This is a genomic window from Microcystis sp. M144S2, from assembly GCF_020246065.1.
Lineage (GTDB): Bacteria > Cyanobacteriota > Cyanobacteriia > Cyanobacteriales > Microcystaceae > Microcystis > Microcystis ichthyoblabe_A.
Genome location: NZ_JADBTR010000021.1, coordinates 1 through 20,427 on the forward strand (window position 1 = coordinate 1; position 20,427 = coordinate 20,427).

General features: G+C 41.8%; 15 protein-coding genes and 1 pseudogene. 7 read left to right on the top strand and 9 right to left on the bottom strand.

The window, feature by feature from the left end:
* Positions 1-147 (top strand): annotated as a pseudogene (locus IM462_RS20925) (RNA-guided endonuclease TnpB family protein); the annotation flags it as partial.
* A gap of 334 nt (positions 148-481) precedes the next feature.
* Here the strand turns inward: IM462_RS20925 and IM462_RS03035 are convergent.
* The 3 genes from IM462_RS03035 to IM462_RS03045 all read right to left on the bottom strand — a co-directional run bounded on the left by IM462_RS03035 (position 482) and on the right by IM462_RS03045 (position 6,047).
* Complete coding sequence (locus tag IM462_RS03035) at positions 482-1,519, bottom strand: fatty acid desaturase (RefSeq protein WP_287703260.1); 1,038 nt, start codon at positions 1,517-1,519, stop codon at positions 482-484.
* 309 nt (positions 1,520-1,828) lie between these two features.
* Positions 1,829-2,992, bottom strand: coding sequence for a pyridoxal phosphate-dependent aminotransferase (locus IM462_RS03040; protein ID WP_287703238.1), 1,164 nt, complete (start codon positions 2,990-2,992; stop codon positions 1,829-1,831).
* 292 nt (positions 2,993-3,284) lie between these two features.
* Entirely contained in the window at positions 3,285-6,047 is a 2,763-nt protein-coding gene (locus IM462_RS03045; protein ID WP_287703240.1) for a DNA methyltransferase, read from the bottom strand.
* A 210-nt stretch (positions 6,048-6,257) separates the two neighbouring features.
* On the opposite strand from IM462_RS03045, the gene IM462_RS03050 reads away from it, so the two are divergent.
* Positions 6,258-6,725, top strand: coding sequence for a DUF29 domain-containing protein (locus IM462_RS03050; RefSeq protein ID WP_046662854.1), 468 nt, complete (start codon positions 6,258-6,260; stop codon positions 6,723-6,725).
* A gap of 389 nt (positions 6,726-7,114) precedes the next feature.
* Here the strand turns inward: IM462_RS03050 and IM462_RS03055 are convergent, their stop codons facing one another.
* From IM462_RS03055 to era, 5 genes are all read right to left on the bottom strand, one after another.
* Positions 7,115-7,390 carry a MoaD/ThiS family protein gene (locus IM462_RS03055; protein ID WP_002735127.1) on the bottom strand — a complete coding sequence of 92 codons (276 nt, stop codon included), beginning with the start codon at positions 7,388-7,390 and terminating at the stop codon, positions 7,115-7,117.
* Between the two features lie 106 nt (positions 7,391-7,496).
* The gene (thrC, locus tag IM462_RS03060) at positions 7,497-8,801 is read right to left on the bottom strand and encodes a threonine synthase (protein ID WP_002750866.1); all 1,305 of its coding nucleotides are present in this window, start codon (positions 8,799-8,801) and stop codon (positions 7,497-7,499) included.
* Positions 8,802-9,347: 546 nt separating this feature from the next.
* On the bottom strand, positions 9,348-9,893 hold the full coding sequence (gene rsmD, locus IM462_RS03065) for a 16S rRNA (guanine(966)-N(2))-methyltransferase RsmD (protein WP_287703242.1): 546 nt from the start codon (positions 9,891-9,893) through the stop codon (positions 9,348-9,350).
* Between the two features lie 3 nt (positions 9,894-9,896).
* Positions 9,897-10,574, bottom strand: a complete 678-nt coding sequence (locus tag IM462_RS03070; protein WP_287703244.1) for a uracil-DNA glycosylase family protein — start codon at positions 10,572-10,574, stop codon at positions 9,897-9,899.
* A gap of 225 nt (positions 10,575-10,799) precedes the next feature.
* Positions 10,800-11,756 carry a GTPase Era gene (gene era, locus IM462_RS03075; protein WP_287703246.1) on the bottom strand — a complete coding sequence of 319 codons (957 nt, stop codon included), beginning with the start codon at positions 11,754-11,756 and terminating at the stop codon, positions 10,800-10,802.
* A 35-nt stretch (positions 11,757-11,791) separates the two neighbouring features.
* Here era and IM462_RS03080 point away from each other — a divergent pair, with 35 nt between their 5' ends.
* The 4 genes from IM462_RS03080 (at position 11,792) to IM462_RS03095 (ending at position 17,426) form a co-directional block, all read left to right on the top strand.
* A complete protein-coding gene (locus IM462_RS03080; RefSeq protein WP_287703248.1) occupies positions 11,792-12,559 on the top strand; it encodes a DUF6816 family protein in 768 nt (255 codons plus the stop codon).
* A gap of 231 nt (positions 12,560-12,790) precedes the next feature.
* Positions 12,791-13,795: a serine/threonine protein kinase gene (locus tag IM462_RS03085; RefSeq protein ID WP_287703250.1), complete on the top strand. Its 1,005-nt coding sequence runs from the start codon at positions 12,791-12,793 to the stop codon at positions 13,793-13,795.
* 430 nt (positions 13,796-14,225) lie between these two features.
* Positions 14,226-15,803, top strand: a complete 1,578-nt coding sequence (locus tag IM462_RS03090) for a serine/threonine protein kinase (RefSeq protein WP_287703252.1) — start codon at positions 14,226-14,228, stop codon at positions 15,801-15,803.
* A gap of 342 nt (positions 15,804-16,145) precedes the next feature.
* Positions 16,146-17,426: an HhoA/HhoB/HtrA family serine endopeptidase gene (locus IM462_RS03095; RefSeq protein ID WP_287703254.1), complete on the top strand. Its 1,281-nt coding sequence runs from the start codon at positions 16,146-16,148 to the stop codon at positions 17,424-17,426.
* 272 nt (positions 17,427-17,698) lie between these two features.
* Here the strand turns inward: IM462_RS03095 and IM462_RS03100 are convergent, their stop codons facing one another.
* Positions 17,699-19,378, bottom strand: a complete 1,680-nt coding sequence (locus IM462_RS03100) for a WD40 domain-containing protein (RefSeq protein ID WP_287703256.1) — start codon at positions 19,376-19,378, stop codon at positions 17,699-17,701.
* 740 nt (positions 19,379-20,118) lie between these two features.
* Here IM462_RS03100 and IM462_RS03105 point away from each other — a divergent pair.
* Positions 20,119-20,427: serine/threonine protein kinase (locus IM462_RS03105; RefSeq protein WP_287703258.1), on the top strand; the 309-nt coding region annotated here is incomplete at its 3' end.

Sequence of the window (20,427 nt, forward strand, 5' to 3'; positions counted from 1 at the left end):
ATCGAGAACCGAGGAAAAAACGCTGTCGGACTGACCGTGTTAGAAAACGCTTGCGGAAGCGATTTGACGGGGATCGACCGGTTAAACCTGTTTGATCTAGTCAAGAGCCTAAGAACCGAGAATCCCCCGCTACACCGCGCGGTGTAGCGGGGGAGAGTCAAAACTAGGAAGGAGTGAATCTCTAGGAACAGAGAGGCTATAAATTGTCAGGAAGCTGCCAAGGCTGATTTTGGCGAACCATTGCATAAGGTTGGGTTGAAGCATGAAACCCAACGCCCGCTCATGTTACGCTACCGCTAACCCATCCTACAAATAATTGGGCGTTGTCAGATGTAAAGATGAATCAAGCAAAAGTGTAGGGAACTGGAACATCCTTAAACTTAAGGTAATGAATTAGAAGCGGTAGGGAATTTTCTAACATTTTGACACATGAGGAGGAGGCAGATTTTTCTGCCGTTTTCTCCTCATAGCTAAGATAGGATCAGTTTTTGCGGTAAAAAACCTTGCTGCCTTGGTCGCTGACAAAATGACAATTGCGGTAGGACCGCCAGAGAGATTTGAAAATCGGTTCTTTCGAGACGCGATAATAGTCTCCTAAGACGGGACGGATAGCCTCGGTTGCTTCTTGGAGATGATAGTGGGGAATAGTGATAAAAATATGATGGGCGACGTGAGTACCAATTTGGTGATGGATGGGATTAAAGATGCCATAATCGCGATCGATGGTAGAAAGCGCCCCTTTGAGAAAGTACCAGTCTTGACCGCGATACCAGGGAATATCATCTTCGGTGTGGTGTAGGAATGTCACCAGGTCTAACCAAACCACAAAGACGATATAGGGCATGATGTAGTAGTTAAACAGAAACCAAAAGCCTTGGCTAACACCAACCCCGATTAATAGACCTAACATAAAGGTACAGCAAACGGTGCTAGTCAGTACCTGCCACCGTTCCGAGGGGCGAAAGAGGGGGCTTTCGGGCATAAAATGGGACCCCTGTTTATTAGGGGAACGACGGAAAAGATAAAGGGGATAAACAAATAAAATTAGCTGAAAACGAGCTAATTTTTCGTACCAGGCCATATTGTTATACTGGGTTTCCGTGACGGGATACCAACTTTCATCGGTGTCGATATTACCGGTATTAGCGTGATGGGTGCGATGACTGATGCGCCAACCGTGGAAAGGTACGAGAATGGGAGTATGACTGAGATGACCGATTAAGTTATTTAACCAACGATAACGGGAAAAGGAACCGTGACCGCAATCGTGACCGACGACAAATAAGGCCCAAAACATGGTTCCCTGCATAAACCAAAAAAGGGGGAAGAACCATGCTTGATTAATCTGGTAAGTTATCCAGTAAAGTAGGGTAATAATGCCAATATCAAAAAAAAAGTAAGCTAAAGAGCGAAAAACGCTTGATTGGAAGCAACGGGCCGGGATAGCTAGACGGATATCCTGTAGGGTAAATGGCAAAAATTCTCTTTTTAGGGCAGGTTTAGGTAGGGTTTGGGACACTAGGTTATAACTCAAGATAGATGACAAGGGCAGTATTGACGAAGGCTTGAGTAGCTCAAGTTTTCTGTTTCTCGATGCGCTATCTTTTGTCTATCTCAGCTAAGAAGCGGATAAGACCGAGCGATCGAGCGAATTTCGCCTAACTCCCTAGGATTTTATTCTAGGGCTTAATGTAACTTAACAAAAGCCCCTAGGGAAAGTCCCCAGAAGGGCCTTTAGGAAGTACATTCCCTGTTTTATAGTTCAAGTTCGTTAAAACCCGAAAAAAAAGGGCGAACAAAATTCACCCTAACAGACGCAGTAATCATCCTACAAAGTGCCGATAAACTGATCAATGCGATCGAATCCTTTTTCAATCGTCTTTAGGTCTGTAGCATAGGAAAGACGAATACAATCATCAGCACCGAAAGCAATACCGGGGATAGCGGCTACTTTTTGGGTTTCTAGGAGTTTCTGACAAAAATCCCGTGATTTTAAACCAGTTTGACTAATATCGATAAACACATAAAAAGCACCGTTGGGAGTAGGACAATTGAGTCCGGGGATTGCTCGCACTCGTTCTAAAATATACTGTCGGCGCTCGCTAAAAGCTTTGACCATTTCCTCGATGCAATCTTGGGGACTCTCTAAAGCAGCGATCGCACCGTACTGGGCAAAAGTGCAGACATTAGAGGTACTATGACCTTGGATCTTAGTCATAGCCTTGACAATTTCCACCGGTCCTGCTATGTAACCGACGCGCCACCCCGTCATCGAGAAAGCTTTAGCAAAACCATTACTAATAATACTGCGCTGAAAGATTTCCGGACCAAAAGAAGCGATACTGCGGTGAATTGCGCCATCGTAGAGGATTTTCTCGTAGATTTCGTCAGAAACCACTAAAATATCCTTTTCAACCACAATTTTTGCTAAAGCTGCGATTTCTTCGGGAGTATAGACAATACCGGTGGGATTAGAGGGGGAATTGAGAACAAATAATTTAGTTTTCGGTGTAATTGCCGCTTCTAGCTGTTCGGGGGTGATTTTATAGTGATTCTCTAGGCTAGTGTTGACTATAACCGATGTTCCTCCCGCTAACGTCACCATTTCAGGATAACTCAACCAGTAGGGTGCGGGAATAATTACTTCGTCCCCCGCTTCAATTAACGCCATGATTAGATTATAGAGAGACTGTTTACCGCCATTGGTAACGATGACATTATCGGCATTGTATGCCAGTTGATTATCCCGCAGCAATTTCTCAGCGATGGCTTTTCTTAACCCCGGTTCTCCGGCAGCCGGTCCATAGCGAGTTTTTCCCTCATCGAGGGCCTTTTTCGCGGCAGCTCTGATGTGAGTGGGTGTGTCGAAATCTGGCTCCCCGGCGCTAAAACTACAGACATCTTCGCCGTTTTTCTTCATTTCCTTGGCCAGAGAGTCGATAGCTAGGGTAAGGGAGGGGGTGACTTGATTGACTCGTGACGCTAGTTTCATAGTATTTTACCCTGACAGGGCTTTTCTGATGACCTACACAACCTTTAGTATTGTCCATCACCTCGATTGTTCTGGGTGTTTTTTTATATAATCTCCGGAATTGCGGCGCTTAGGGATGGGTGTGGGGTGATGGGGTGATGGGGTGTGGGGTGATGGGGTGATGGGGAAGTGGGGCGTGGGGTGTGGGAATTATGAATTATGAAGTGGGGAGCGGGGAAGTGGGGTGTGGGGAGAATAAATAAAAATAATCTCCTTTTGCCTTTTGCCTTTTGCCTTTTGCCTATTGCCTTCGTTATTGAGGATTTTTTCTTTTCGGGGGTTTTTGTTTGCTGGTAGGGAGTAGGGGAGCGGTTAATTTTTCGTAGAGTTCAAAGAGGTATTCAATACGGTTTAATTCACTGGTAAAGGGTTGGGGACGATAACACAAATCAACAGCTTTGTCAAGTTTTTGGTGAGCTTTGAGCAAGTCGGGAGGCATGGTTAAAGGATCGTATAAATCCGCAAGGCTACTATCGGGATATTTTACCCTAGTATCCAGCACAGCTTGAGCGCAAGTTTCAACGGTTTGTTTTTGTTTGTCGGTGATATTTTCTGGAAAGGGAAAATTATTATAAACGATGGTGTTTGAATAACGATAATCGCTTTTTAATCTTCCGCAAACATATTTAACCCATGCCATGTGCATTTCTGAAGTTAAGATACCAAAATGATAAAGAGTTGCATAAGGAATAATTAAACATGAATTACTTGTAATTATATCAGGAGATAAAAATCCAGTTGGAATATATTTTCTATTCTCTGATGAAACACCCGGAATAAGTAAATAATTAGTATCAGGTTGTCTATTTTCTCCAAAAAGAGTTGGAAATTTAGATAATTCTTGAGTGGTTTTTCGATTGCTTTCACTTCGCACTTTTCTAACTTCTTCAACTCTTCTATAAATTTCTTTTGACTTCTTTAATTCTTGAGGTTGAATGTTAACAAGCCAAAGACAATAACGAGAATAACCATTAATAAATTCTTGCGCCCCTGTATAGCGTCTTATCCATTTATCAGAATCAGGTTCATTCTTAACTAATTCTTCTTTTTCAGATTGTGAAAGAATAAGATGACCACCATCGTTTGGCATACTTCCAAAGTTTATTTCTGGAACAGATGAAATGGTTTTTCTTCTACTTAAAATTACCAAGTCACTACCCTCAACTAGGTAAGGATTAATATTTTTAACTTTTCTTTCTGTTGGTTCACCTTTAATATCAGCATAATCAAAAATACGTTTATTGTCAATATCTTCTAGCCCAAAACCAATAATAACACAATGAACTGCGGCGTTTCCTTTTGCTTCATTACTCCAGCTAAAAGTTCGATGGGCAAAATGAATTTTTATTTTATATTTTTGATAAAGCTCTTGCCAAAGAACACCAACTTGTTCACCCTGAGAAATAGAATTTGTGCTAACTAAAGCGCAACGAATTAAACTATTTTGAATAAATTCAGCCGCTTTAATATACCATGCGGTCACATAATCTAAAACACCTGCTCCTTTAATGTCCCCTAAAACATGATTCATGTCAGCCTTTTGGTCGGCATTTTGTAACTGTTTCCCCACAAAAGGAGGATTACCTAAAATAAAATTGAGCTTCTCTTTTGATATAAGTTCTTCCCAATCAATCCGCAAGGCATTTCCATTAACAATCTTTGCCGCTTTCTTTAATGGTAAACGCACAAAATATTGACCAAAAGTATTACTAACTTTAATATTCATCTGATGATCAATTAACCACATTGCCACCTCTGCCACCCTCACCGCAAACTCATCGTATTCAATACCAGCAAACTGATTGACATCTACCTGAATAATGGTACTAATATCTGTTACTAACTGCCCCGTTTTATCTAATTTATCTAACTCCTGTAATACCAAAATCTCTAAATCTCGTAACTCCCGATAGGTAATAATTAAAAAATTGCCGCAACCACAGGCAGGATCAAGAAAATATAAATTAGCAATCTTTTTCTGAAATTCTAGTAATTTATTGCGATTGCCTTTAATCTTCTCAAATTCCCTGTGTAAATCATCTAAAAATAATGGTTTAATCACCTTTTGAATGTTCTTCTCTGAGGTATAATGCGCCCCTAAATTGCGTCGCTCTTTTGGATTCATTACCGCTTGAAACATAGAGCCAAAAATAGCAGGGGAAATTTTTCCCCAATCAAAAGCACAAGCTTCTAATAACATGACTCGCATCTTGCTATCAAAAGCCGCTAAAGGTAACGACTCCTCGAATAACTTGCCATTTATGTAGGGAAATTGAGTTAAATTCTCATCGAGATTTTTTAATCTTTTGTCTTCTGGTGTATTCAAAACCTGAAAAATAGCATCAATGTGCATCGCCAAATCACTGCCATCTTCTTTGGTATGTAAATCGATATATTCCCAGAAAATACCCTTATTAAAAATACCCGTATCATCGGCAAATAAACAAAATAATAAACGCACTAGATAAACTTCTAAATTATGCCCCATATAACCAATTTCTTTCAGGCAATCATGAAGTTTTCCCATTAACTCGGCTGCTTGAATATTGACGGGATCTTCGTCTTTATAAACTCGCTTTTCGTAACCAGCAATAAAATCAAATAAATGAACGTTATCAACAAAATTACTTAATTCAAATTCCCATTGATTGCCCGAATCTAAATCATATAATTTAAACCGTTGAAAATCCGAGACTAAAATATAACGCGGTAACTCATGTTCCTTTAAATTGGGAAAATAATCCTTAGCCTGTTGTGTGGCTTTTTCTAAATCTTTACCCTTCGATTTATGCTCAACTAAAATCGTTCCTTTCCAGAGTAAATCAATAAAACCCTGTTTATTATCGGCTTTTTTTATCGGTTGCTCAAAACTAGCTACCCTACGCCGTGAAATGCCAAAGACATTAAAAAAATCATTCCAAAAAGACTGAGATTCTGCTTTTTCTGAAGTCTCTCCTTCCCACTCTTTTTGAAAAGCGATGGCGCGATTTTTTATTTCATTCCAACTTAAAGGCATAGTTTTAACTCCTTATCTTTCGCCGGTTTGCTCAACGATACTAGAAAATGGTGTAGGGAGCCAGATGCAGTCAGCAAGGGATACAGATAGTTTCCATTTTAGGTGATTTTTTGGTAAACTACAAGGGAAACTAGAAATTAGTAACGCCTTGAGAATTGTAGCCGCTTAGTTATCAGTGCAGTTATTGACTCGAAGGAACAACTTATCGCTATGTCGAAAACTCTCTACGAACAAGATTTTCAAGTATGGCTCGCAACAACAATTAGCCACCTACAGAAGCGGGAATTTGCTGCGCTGGATACTGATAACTTAATTGAGGAGTTAACCGAGTTGGGAAAATCGGAAAAAAGAACTTTAGAAAGTAATTTGATGATTCTTTTAGCTCATTTGCTCAAATTAAAAGTACAGCAGGACGCACCGCCATCAATGAAGGATAGCTGGTATTGTTCTATTATTGAGCATCGCCAGCGAATTGAGAAAAACTTACGCAATACGCCTTCCCTGAAATCCTATCTAGAAACTGCCATTGAGGAAGCTTATCCAGATGCTCGTCAAGTGGCAATTAAGGAAGGGAAACTTGCTCAATTTGGTGTTCGGATTCCCCCAGAAAATGATTATCCTCAAATTTGTCCTTTCTTGCCAGAGCAAATCTTAGATGAGAACTTCTATGGCAATTGACCAAATGTGTCTCAGCTTATAATAATATGAACAACCACAAAGGCACAAAGGACACAAAGATTAGGTTTTTCTGGCAACCCTAACTAGGGTTTGCTGAATAAGTAGGGGCGAAGCATTCGGATAGAAAATCTACCTTTTCACCGATAGGTTATTGTCCGAATGCTTCGCCCCTACAGGACGCGGACCGATGAAGACGCAAGGTTTTGAACGACGATTCTCTCAAAATCTTGCACCTGTGGGAGCGAGAAAAGCCCCAAAACCTTTACTTTGCCTACATTTCAAATTTATTCAGCAAACCCTAACTAAAACTTACCTGAAGAAAAGCCCCCAGAAAACATCACTTTCTAGGGGTTTAATTACAATTGACGGAAAACAAACTTATAGGGGGGTTAACCTCCAGCCACCGCAGGAACGATACTGACTTCATCGCCATCTTTTAAGGGGGTTTTTGTCCCATCGAGGAAGCGAATATCTTCACTGTTGACGTAGAAATTTAAAAAGCGCCGGGGTGCGCCCTCTTCATCGCATAAGCGGGCCTTAATACCGGGGAAACTTGCTTCTAAGGATTCGATTAAATCACCGACACTACTAGCACTACACTCGATGGTAGCCTTATTTTCTGTAAATTTTTGCAGGGGAGTGGGAATGAGAACTTTTACAGCCATAGATATCAAGGAAAAAGTGGAAAGGACAGTAAGCTGCACGCGAATTTAAATTGCTTGTGGAGATGAGGCAAGAGGATAATTGCCCCATCATCCCTGAACATCAATTCTAGACGAGAACCTGTTGCCATTCGAGGCGTTCGAGGGTGCGGGAACGTTCCAGGGCCCGTTCAAAGCTTTCTAATTTCGGTTCGATTAACAGGGGTTCACCGATATAACCCTGTACCGCTTCTTGGGTTTTTAGACCATTACCGGTGATATAAACGACCGTGGTTTCTTCGGGGTCGATTTTACCCGCTTCTACTAATTTTTTCAAGACAGCGATAGTCGTACCGCCTGCGGTTTCCGTGAAAATGCCTTCCGTTTCTGCCAAAAGTTTAATACCTTCGATAATTTCGGCATCGGTGACGGATTCAATATTACCGCCAGTTTTACGCGCAATATCAAGGGCATAAACACCATCGGCGGGATTACCAATAGCGATCGATTTGGCGATAGTATTGGGTTTAACTGGGGCGACAAAATCCCGTCCTTCCTTGAAAGCTTGGGCAATGGGGGAACAACCCTCCGCTTGAGCGCCACTAAAACGCACTGCTTTATCTGCCACCAAACCGACTTTGACGAATTCTTGGAAGCCTTTATAAATCTTGGTAAAGAGGGAACCACTGGCTAAAGGTGCGACAATATGATCGGGGAGTTTCCAGCCTAATTGTTCAGCCACTTCAAAGCCTAAAGTTTTGGAACCTTCGGAATAGTAGGGACGCAGATTGATGTTGACAAAACCCCAACCGTAGGTATTGCCCACTTCTGAACAGAGACGGTTAACTTGATCGTAATTGCCTTTAACTGCCATTACCGTGGGATTATAGATTAGGGTGCCGAGAATTTTACCCGCTTCTAAGTCGGAGGGAATGAAAACACAACAGTCTAAACCGGCGTGAGCGGCAATAGCGGCGGTGGAATTGGCCAGATTTCCCGTACTAGCACAGGAAACGGTAGTAAAACCTAATTCTTTGGCCCGGGTAAGGGCGACGGATACCACTCTATCTTTGAAGCTGAGAGTGGGCATATTGACGGCATCATTTTTAATGTAGAGATTTTTTAGACCCAAGCGCCGAGCTAAACGGTGGGATTTAACTAGGGGAGTCATACCCGTACCCACATCGATGGGATTTTCACTTTCCACCGGCAAAAAGGAACGATAGCGCCAGATGGAATTGGGACCTGCTTGAATGCTTTCTCTGGTAACGGTGCGACGGATGAGGTCGTAATCGTAGTCCACTTCCAGGGGGGCAAAGGTTTCTTCGCAGATATTCAGCGCTTTCAGGGGGTAGGAGGTCCCTCCTTCCTTAGAAACCAAGCGGGTAAAGGTGGGGATGAATTTTGAGGTTTTGATGTTTGTCGCTAGGGTCATGATTTTCCTGTCTTGCCGTCAACTGAATCTACAAGCATCCTATCACCCGCAAAATCTTGGTGTCAAATATACCCGACTATTTTTGTCGGGTATAAATTTATACCAAAAATAGGTGATATTCTGGGGAGCAGCAAGGGTTAAGGGGAGAGAGTTCGGCTGCCGTGTCAGGAAACTTCAGGGTAGTTTTAGGTCAAAAAAAGAACTAGGAAAAGGGATTTAAGTTTTTTGAGAGGTTACAGCCTATTTACTGCTAATTTTATCGAAATAAGCTCTAATTTTTGTTTAAATAGCTTAAACAGGGGGCGATTAACTGCGGTTGTCAGAAAGTTTCTCGCTTTACTCAGGATGATTGTCAAGAAAAGTGACAAATTATGTGATTTTGTTGAGAAATAATAATTTTTCTAGGCTGCCCAATAAAATTGACTATTTTCAGCAGGAGTCAGGAGATTGCTTTTATTTATTCTCCCCCCACACCCCACACCCCACACCCGTTCGGCTGAGCTCACGGCCGAAGCCCACACCCTACACCCTCTTTCAAGTCAGTGGTCAGGAGACATCTGCTTTTTGATAAAAAGTTAAGGTAGTATTGCCGTAGCGTTTTTGACGACAAATGGTTAAACCTTCTAGATTAATTGCTTGCCAAGATTTGGGATTATGTTCCACGGCAATTTCCCCCAGAGAATCTAATAAATTATATTGAGAGATGGCAGTTAGTACCGGTAAATATAACCCGCTTTCGTAGGGAGGATCAAAATAAATTAAATCAAAACTTTTCCCCGCTAAAGTGGCTAACTTTGTCAGCACATCCCCCCGAATTACTTGGAATTGCTGGGGAGAAGTTGCTAAATTGCGCCAATTTTCCTTGATAATTTCGCCAGCGCGTCCTGATTGTTCAATTCCGATTACTAGACTCGCACCTCGACATAAAGCTTCCGCACCCATGGAACCATTACCCGCACAAAGATCCAACCAACGACAGCCGGATAATTTCTGTTGCCAGATATTAAATAAAGCTTCTCGCACCCTTGCTGTCGTCGGACGGGTTAATTGTCCTGCTAGGGTTTTTATGGGACGATTGCCGTAAATTCTCATTAGTTAAAAGGCAAATTCAGTTAATCTTTTTTGTAATAAATCAGGAAAAAGGGCATAGTATCTTTGATTGAGAGGAGAGGGATGGGGGAGAGGCAATAAAGTCACTTCCTTTTGCTGTTTTAATCCATCTTCATCAGTAGCGGTAAGGGTAACTAGGAGTTTTTTGGTAAAGCGTTCTTTATCAAGATAGAATTTATCTACTTCTTTGGGTTTACCGTAGGGTTCAAACCATTTAAAAGCTTCCGTACCAAGGGGAATGATATGATCACCTTGCCAATAAAAAACTAGCAGTTTTTCTATAAATGGACGGAAACGATCTTTCACTTCCCCAGAATAAGCTTTATTACCAGGAGGTTTGTAGGGAACTGTATTAGTCAAGAAAATTCGATCGCACACCGATAATAGCTCTTGACGATCATGGGATTTTCTCCCCTGCCAAGCTTGAAAAAATCCCTCTCTTACCATTCTACCGGCAGCCCCGATCAAAGGTTGTCCTGCATACACTTCATCTCGTCCTAAATCCCGGCCAAAAAAGCACAACTGACTAGCAAGATTACCAGCATACAAAACTGGTTCAAGGGGGTCTTTTTTTGCCTCTTGGTAAATTAGGGTATCGATGGGAAAATCCTCTTTTTTTGCCTCTTGGTGTACCTGTTTAATTAGGTTTGTAATATCGGCCATTATTCCAGAAATCAGTTATTAGTGGTTCTCCATTCTACTACAAAAGTGAAAATTATCAGCCGTCAGTCTTCAGAAGTCGGTCTTCAGAAATCGGTCTTCAGAAGTCGGTCTTCAGAAGTCAGGAGATTATTTTTATTTTTTCTCCCCACTTCATAATTCATAATTCCCTCTTCCCGCTCACCAATTCATAATTGATAATTCATAATTCATAATTCCCCGCTCCCTTCACTCCTCGGTGCGATATCCAAATTCTGCTAAAAGTGAGCGAGATTGTCGCCATTTCGGTTCTACCTTCACAAATAATTTTAAATATACCTCCCCGGCGATTAACTTTTGAATAGCCGATCGAGCGGAAGAGCCGATCGCTTTTAACATACTGCCATTTTGACCGATGACGATCCCTTTTTGGGAAGCTCGTTCCACGTTAATGGCGGCAAAAACCTTGGTTAAAGCGGGAGTTTCCTCGACGCGTTCAATCACCACCGCCACAGAATGGGGAATTTCCTGACGGGTTTGCAGTAAAATCTGTTCGCGGATTAATTCGCCCATAATAAACCTTTCCGGTTGATCGGTGACTAAATCGGGGGGATAGTAATAGGGACCGACTTCGAGGGAATCAATTAACAGATTTTGCAGTTCTACGATTCCTGTCCCCTCCAGTGCCGAAAATTTGAGCAGAGGCCAGTTATTTTCCGCCGCTAAGGTGCGATAACTATCGTCGATAGGCTCCGGGTCTTCCGGTTGCTGATCGGCTTTATTTAGCCCTAAAATCGTGGGAGTTTGGTTTTTAGTCAGTAAATCGGCAATATAGCGATCGCCATTGCCCAAAAAATTACTACTATCGACAACAAATAAAACTAAATCTACAGAATTTATGGCGTTTTCGGCATTTTTAACTAAAACTTTGCCTAATTCGTGATGGGGTTTGTGAATGCCGGGGGTATCGACAAAAATCATCTGGGAGCGCTCGTCGGTGACAATGCCGCGTAAACGGTTGCGGGTAGTTTGAGCGATGGGGGAAGTAATGGCGATTTTTTGTCCCACTAATTGATTCATCAGGGTAGATTTGCCCACATTAGGACGACCAATAATGCCAATAAAACCAGATTTAAAACCAGTGGGTGCGATGGGAATTACTGCCGAATCGAGATTAAAGGCTTGGGAGTTGATAAAATCGTTCATAATTAAAGAATATTACTTAAAAAATATTTTTACCCATGCAAAGGATAATTTTGTTCTTGTTAGTATTGATTCTAGGCTGTAGTAACCATTTAGAATTATCTATAGCGGGAAATTTAAGCGATCGCTTAACTAATTATCCTCGCTGGATGACTAAACCAGTGGTTAGTTTTGCCAGTGGAGATTTAGTTTATCCCGATTGGATGGTAGGCAATTGGACTGTCACCAGTACCCTAATCGATTTAACCGCTCCTCTTTCTCCCCAGATTATCACACCCGGTTTTGAAAGTAATCGTCGTTACCTAGAAAAATCGATCGAGTTTCCGGTGAGATTCATCGAGAAAGCTATTTCCAGACCGATAAATGCTGCCTTTTTATCCACTATTATCAGTAAACCATCAATTGTGGCCGATCGATCCTTTAATGGTTTAGCAATTAGTCGCGCCTATTTAGGTAATCAATCGGTATTATCGGTAAAAACTGACCCTAATAATCCCAATCGTCAGATTACCTTTTTACGCGGCGCTCATCAACTAATTTCCACGGTAATTGCCAGAAATAGCGAAACTCCTAGCCGAAATCAATTTATTGCCACAGAAATCAGTCAACAAATTTTCCGGGGAGAAACCAACACTTATCTTAATGAGGTGGAAACCACCACCGCCTATCAGTTATTATCTCCTAATAAAATTCTAGGCGATCAGGTGACAGCCATTTATCTTTCTCCCCAATCGCCGGATTATTTCCAAGCGCCGAATCGTCCTGTGGCTTTGTATCGTTATCGCTTAGAATTGCTGAAAGATTAATAGAAATCCTGTAAAAATCAAAAATCTTCCCTTAGATGAGGAGACAGGAGGAGAAAAAAGACAAGAGATAATCCTAGCCATAAAACCTAAGATTAGGTCAAATTTATCTAATTGGGTCGCCAGTCGCCGGTCGCCGGTCGTTAACACCACATTAGGTTATACTTCTGGGAAAATGACATCGCTATTAAAATAAGTTTAATTAATGTTTGTGAGCAGAGGAGCTAGGAGTTAATGGTTTGGGATCTGGGCAAGAAAATTAAAGATGGCCAGTACAGGATTCAGGAAGTATTGGGTGAAGGAAGATTTGGCATTACCTATCGAGCCAGCGATCGCAATGGTGATTCAGTGGTGATCAAAACGCCGAGGGATGTGGGTTTTAAATTGTGGGAGTCTGAGCGTTTACAGAAACTTTTTTGGCAGGAAGCGAGTAAATTAAAAGGTTGTGATCATCCTCATATCGTGCGAGTTAAAGAGTTATTTTCAGAGGGTAAAGCTAACTGCATGGTTATGGAATATATCGATGGGACGACCTTAGATCGGCGATCAACAAAAATTTTACCAGAAAAAGAAGCCTTACGCTACATTGAGCAGATTGGACAGGCTTTAATGGTGGTACATAGTCGCGGTTTTCTGCATCGAGATATTCGACCGGGTAACATTATGATTCGGACTGGTAAACCAGAAGCAGTCTTAATTGATTTTGGTTTAGCCTTAGATTTTGATGAGGAATTAACCAAAACTCGTACCCAGGAATTAGCCTCAGGTTTTGCGCCTATTGAGTGTTATTCTCGTGATGCTAAACGCGGAGCTTTTACCGACATTTATAGTTTAGGAGCCGTGTTATACGAGCTTTTAACGGGTAAAATTCCAGTGAATGCGAGGACTCGAAAAGATGCGATGACTCGAAAAATTGATCATCCGCCTTTAATTGAGCCGAAAACCTACAATTCAAAAATCAGCCCTAATATCAATCAAGCCATTCTTTGGGCATTGCAATTAGACGCAGATAAACGTCCTCAGTCAGTGCAAGCATGGTTTAAGGATTTAGGTTTGTCTATTCCCAAACCAGAACAATTTAAAATATCTCAACCCATTGTTATTAATTGGACATTAGTGTGGGCTGGTGTCGCGGCGATTGCTACTTTATTAACGGCTTTAGGTGTACCAGAATTGATGAAGCAAAAGTTTACACCTCAACCAACTCCGACAGGTTCTCCCCCATCTTCTCCTAAGTAGGTAGGCGTTAAAAATTATCAAATGCCCCCCTTATCAAGGGGATCAAGGGGGGATCAAACCCCCCTTATCAAGGGGGGATCAAGGGGGGATCAAACCCCCCTTATCAAGGGGGGATTAAGGGGGGATCAAACCCCCCTTATCAAGGGGGGATCAAGGGGGAATCAAACCCCCCTTATCAAGGGGGGATCAAGGGCGATTGCAGTTCGATAAACTCACTAACCACAATGGGATGCAAGACGTGCCATTGGTGTAAACTTAAGCACCACCAAACTCCCGTAAGGGCGAAGCATTCGGGCAATAACCTATCGCTGAAACCGTAAATTTCTTATCCGAATGCTTCGCCCCTACAAACTCAAATACCAAAACATAAGCCAATTTTGAGACAAAAGCAGATTTTTTGGTATGATAAAAACAACTATTGCAAAATTCTATGGTTTGGCAAGCGGGACAACTCCTCCACAATGGCAAGTACGAGATCCTTGAGGTCTTGGGACGGGGAGGTTTTGGCCTGACCTATAAAGCACGTCATCGCCAACTCACCATGGAAGTGGTGATCAAAACTCCTGATATTTTGCAGAAAAGAGATACGGAATACGAGGATTATGTTAGACAATTTGAGGCGGAAGGGCGCAAGTTAGCCAAATTTTCCCAGACTCCCCATGCCCATATCGTCCGTATTTCCGATTTTTTTACTGAAGGTCAAGTTCCCTGTTTGGTGATGGATTTTATTCAGGGTCAAACTTTGATGGAAAGGGTGAAAACTCAAGGAAAATTATCGGAAGCGGAATGTTTAAAATATATTCGGCAAATTGGCAGCGCATTAGAGGCAGTTCATCAAGCAGGAATCGTACACCGAGACGCTCACCCTGGCAATATTATGATTCAACCCAATGGGAATGCTATCTTGATTGATTTTGGCATTGCTAAAGAGATTATTCCGGCTGGTAGTAGTTCGACGGATTATGCCGCAAATCCCAGTTTTGCCCCCTATGAACAAGTTTATCAAGGTAGCAAAGCCAATCGTCAGCCTAGTGTGGATATTTATGCCCTAGCCGCCAGTTTTTATTATGCGGTAACTGGGCAAAAACCGACTCCTTCAATGGAACGCCGTTTAGATAATCGTCCCTTAACATTACCGAAAGAAATTAATCCTAATTTAAGTGATCATCTTAACAAAGCCATTACTCTGGGGATGGCTTTGGAAAAAGAAAACCGCCCTCAGTCTATGTCCGATTGGCTTCAACAATTGGAATTACCACCGCCTCCTGTAGAAGAAAAATATCGTCCGCCTCCTGTAGAAAAAAAATATCGTCAAGAAAAAGTTAATCCCCCACAGCCAAGGAAAGAGCCAAAAGAGGCTGAAAAAAAAGCCCCTGTTAACCCAAACCCTTCTGATAATTCTCTTCAGAAAAAACTAAAAGCTCTTCCCTGGGGTTGGTTAATCGGTGTGTTTCTTGTTTATGGTGTAATTGGTTACACTTTAGGTGGGAGTTCATCACCTTGGGACCTTGTGATTGTGGGTGTGGGTATGGCTGTGGTTGCGGCTGTGGCTGTGGGTGTGGATATGGCTTGGGTTGCGGCTGTGGCTGTGGTTGCGGGTATGGCTTGGGTTGCGGCTGTGGCTGTGGTTGCGGTTGCGGCTGTGGCTGTGGGTATGGGTGTGGTTGCGGCTGTGGCTGGGGCTGTGGCTGGGGCTTGGGTTGCGGCAGTGGTTGGGTTATGGTTCTATCACCGGGAAAGTACAAATCAGTTTGCACCTTTCTTGCTTTTTGTTTTTCCTGGATTGATAGGTGGTATTACTTTCAGTCTTATGTCAGGGAATGTTCTTGGGGGAGTAGTAACTGGAATAGGGAGCATGGTAATAGTATTTACTCAGTCTCATACTACATTAGAGTTAGACAGGAAAAACTTTAGCCCTTTCAATATTTTTCTGATTCTTGCGGTTACAAATTTAAGTGGTTTAGCAAGCGGTTGGTTATTGCGTTTTCTCCTGCATTCCAAAGGCTAACAAAACATAAAAATATCCTCACAATTCCGTTTTTTCTATTGTTATCTTCCCTAGATTAGGTTAATTAATGCAACCCAAAAACTAAATTGTGCCATAGTAGTGAGTCTATTCTGCTGAGGAGCATCTCACTTGTGCCATGCGTATTAATGCTTATAGCTGTCAAAAACTATAAAACAATGAGCTTGCAATCAAAAGTTCATGTCTGCGTCACAGTAAGTTCATATCCCCCACCTAAATTAGAGATAGTCAGTCCCAAGCCGTTTTCCAAAACACTCCTCTCACACCCACGATTATTAGGACTGACTTTTATTCCCTTCTCAAAATGGTTAAACAATAAAAACTATGACTCACAATATTTTTAACGATAATATCTCCCCGAGCAACGAAGGTAATCCCAAACGCTCCAAATCTTCTGCGATGAAAAAACTTTTTGCCTATTCCTCCTTACTGGTTTTGGGTGCCGGGTTAGGTATCGGTGCCACCTATGCCTACAGCCAAAATCCTCTAGAATTAGCCCAAAATATTGCCACCGCTACCAATAATCCTCGCCCTACCACACCAGCCGCAGCCGCTCCCTCAACCCTAGTTATTCCCACCAATTTTGTCGCTTCTGTGGTGCAAGAAGTGGGGCCGGCGGTGGTAAGAATTAATGCTTCTAGGGAAGTCAATGGAGGCGGTGATTTTTCGGAATTTGCTAACGATCCTGTTTTCCGTCGCTTCTTCGGTTCCCAAATACCCGAGCGAGGAGAAAAACAAGTTCAAAGGGGTACAGGTTCCGGGTTTATTATCAGTAATGACGGTAAAATTATCACCAATGCTCACGTTGTCGAGGGAGCAGATAAGGTAACTGTCACCCTCAAAGATGGTCGCACTATCGATGGTAAAGTTTTAGGTAGTGATCCTTTAACTGATGTGGCAGTGGTACAGGTGGAAACGAGCAATTTACCCACGGTTAAATTAGGTAATTCTGATAGTTTACAGGTGGGAGAATGGGCGATCGCTATCGGTAATCCTTTGGGATTAGATAACACTGTCACCACGGGGATTATTAGTGCCAAGGAACGCAATGGCTCCCAAATTGGTGCTAGTGATAAACGGGTGGATTTCCTGCAAACCGATGCGGCAATTAACCCCGGAAATTCCGGCGGACCTTTGTTAAATGCTCGGGGAGAAGTTATCGGAGTTAACACCGCTATCATTCAAAATGCCCAGGGTTTAGGTTTTGCTATTCCGATTAAAACTGCCCAAAGAATCGCCGAACAATTAATCGCCACGGGTAAGGTGGAACATCCCTATCTCGGTGTTCAAATGGTACAGTTAACCCCAGAGGTAAAAGAACAATTAGCCGATAGTCCCATGGCTGATAATTGGACTATCCCCGATGATTCTGGTGTCTTGTTAGTGCGGGTGATGAGAGATTCTCCCGCCGCAGCAGCGGGATTGCGATCGGGTGATGTGTTAAAGTCTGTAGGTGGTAAGAATGTCACCGATCCCGATGCGGTTCAGGAAATTGTGGCTAATACTCAAATCGGCGATAATTTACCCGTAGAAATTAGCCGGGAAGGACAAAAAATTAATCTGAATATTCAAGTGGGTAGCTTGAATACTGCTAACAGATCCTAGTCTGGAAGATAAGTGGTAAAAGACCTAAACTTTATAGAGAGCTTGTTAGTAAGCTCTCTATATTTCTGGTTTTACTTTTGGCTCTTGAATCGAATAATTATAGCAGTTATCTTAAGGGTGAGATAAGTAGGTAGGCGTTAAAAATTATCAGATACCCCCCTTATCAAGGGAGATCCCCCCGCCTATCGGCACCCCCCTTATCAAGGGGGGATTAAGGGGGGATTAAGGGAGAATCGAAAGATAGTTAAATACTTGAACCTACGCTGACAATTTTACTGTTGCGAGATAGAAAATAAAAACCGCTCGTAAGCTCGATTAATTTTTTGCATAATTTTAATCGCCACGACGGAAGAATTGTGATCGGGGTGATACTGACGAGCAAGCTGATAATATCTTTGTTTAACCTCTGGAAAACTGGCATTCTTAGAAATTTCTAAAACCTCCCACCAATCCTCGGAATCGGAGGGCAATATTTCTAATTCTCCTAACATTTCTGACCATATTTTTACCTTACCTCCATAACTACCTGTAATTAAAAATTGACCATCAGGACTAAATTTTAAGGGAGCATTTCCCCGTAAAATTTTAATTAATTCTCCTGTTTGTCCTTGCCAAATTTTAATTTCTGTTCGGGAAGCACTAGCAATTAAATGGCGATGAGGATTAATAGCAATACTAATAATTGCCTGCTCGTGTGCCTGCCAACTTTTAATAATTTCTCCTGTCTTTATATCCCAGATTTTAATCGTTTTATCACTACCGCCACTAATTAGATATTGACCATCATTACTAAAAGCTAAACTGTTAACGGCTGCCCTGTCACCGATAAAAGTTTGATAAGCATAACTATGATCAAATCGCCATAATTTAATAGTTTTATCATCACTACCACTAGCAATAATTTGGCTATCGGGACTAATAGCACAGGTATTAACTGCCTCCTCATGACCGATTAAAGTTCGCTTTAATTCTCCTGTATGATAACCCCAGATTCGCAGAGTTTTGTCATTACTAGCACTAACAATAAATCTTTCATTGGCAGCAAAAGCTAATTGTAAAATGACACCATCGTGGCTATCGGGAGCATTTACACGAGCGAAAAAACTACTTTTATACTGCTTAGTGTCTAATTGCCACTGACTAATTCTGCCATCTAATCCACCAGCAATAATCGATTTACCGTTAGGACTTATCGCCAGAGTTTGGAGCGGTTCATTAACTCCCACAAACGAATAAATTAATTTACCCGTTTCTCGCTGCCAAAGTTTTATGGTTTGATCTTCTCCCGCACTAGCAATAATTTTACCATCAGGACTAACATCGATCGCCCCAATATTTTCCTGATGACCTTTAAGAGTTTGGAAACACTGCCAAGATAAACGCTCTGGAATAGTAATTTCTGTAGAATCTAACTGTTGATTTTCCTGAACAGATACTTCTTCTAACAGTTGCTGTAATTCTGCCTCTAGATTTTCATATTTCCCCGTAACTTCTTGCCAAAATAAAGCTTCTTCGTACTCTCTAGTAATGCGATCAAAAAATTCTAGATTGCTATAAAAATTATTGTCGGAGTAGGTGGGAGATAACATTTTCATCAGTCCGTAGATTCCTAACCCGACTAGGCCACCAGCGATCGCCATAGAACCGACACCAACACCGAAAGCTGTACCTTTAACCGCGACTCCCACACCCCCAAAGGTAGAGTAGATACCGATTCCGCCAAGGCTTCCTATTCCCAAAGCTAACCCGACATTGTGATCGTTTGTTTCTAGTCCTTGCAGACTGGCATAAATTGCCGAACTTGTCAGGATGCCAATCCCCGTCATTCCCACTAAACCGACGCTTATACCGCCAAATCCGCCGACTAAGCCAATATTTCCCAGACAAGCAGATAAATTGGCTCCTGTGACTCCACCGACGGCGGGAATAACAAAATCGAGCTTTTTAGCCATATTTTTGCGAAATAATCAAGTTAGTCATCGGGTTTCTCCTATAGAGTTTAGCCTAGTTTGGTATCGACGACTGACTCCCCAAAGTGGTACTTTTCCCTCCTGCCCCCTGCCGACCGCCTCTTTCAAGTCAGTCCTGATGAAAAAATTTTCACCCCTACAGATGAAAGAGGTTTTCTTCCCTACACCCCACACCCCACACCCTACACCCTCTTTCCAGTCAGAGGCAATCAGGAAAAATGATAAGTATTTTCTATGTAAATACCTTCAATACTTAAAAATATTTAAATTTACAATCGGTAATATTTATTTTTACCTAAGAATTTATTGAGAATAATTTTTATTTATTTACGAGGTTGCAATACTTCCAGCGATTCTGGTACAATTTTCCATTATGCTATGATGGCTCTTATTGTAATTTTTAGGGTTTTAATGGTCTAGGTTGTCTTAAAACCCTTACTAAATCTAGATTTTTCCCTTGAGCAAAACCAAACACTTTCGCCAATTATCCCTTTTTTCCCCAACAACGTTGATCTAATTTTTGTGTAGTTTTGTTGCAAAGTCAAAATTTTTTTGACAAAATGGCTAAATTGTGGTGTGGACAAAGTATAGCGGGTTGTGAATTGACCATACCTGTCACCTTATTTTCAGCGAATTATCAGAAAATTTGCCCACTAGAGTCGCTCTAGCTTGCTTTCTTTTTCTATAATAGGGGTTAATCTTCCCACACTTGTCAAACGGCTATGAGTCTCTGTCTCAATCCCGATTGTTCGCACCAAAACACCCCCACGGATAAATTCTGTCATAAGTGCGGTTCTCAATTACTGCTCAGAGAACGTTATCGAGCGCTAAAATTAATCGGTCAAGGGGGTTTTGGCAAGACATTTCAAGCGATAGATGAGGATAAACCTTCAAAACCCTATTGTGTAATTAAACAATTTTTCCCGTCAGCGCAGGGAACAGGAACTTTACAAAAAGCAGCAGAATTATTTAAAGAAGAAGCGATTCGTTTAGATAGTTTGGGAAGATACCCACAAATCCCCGAACTTTAC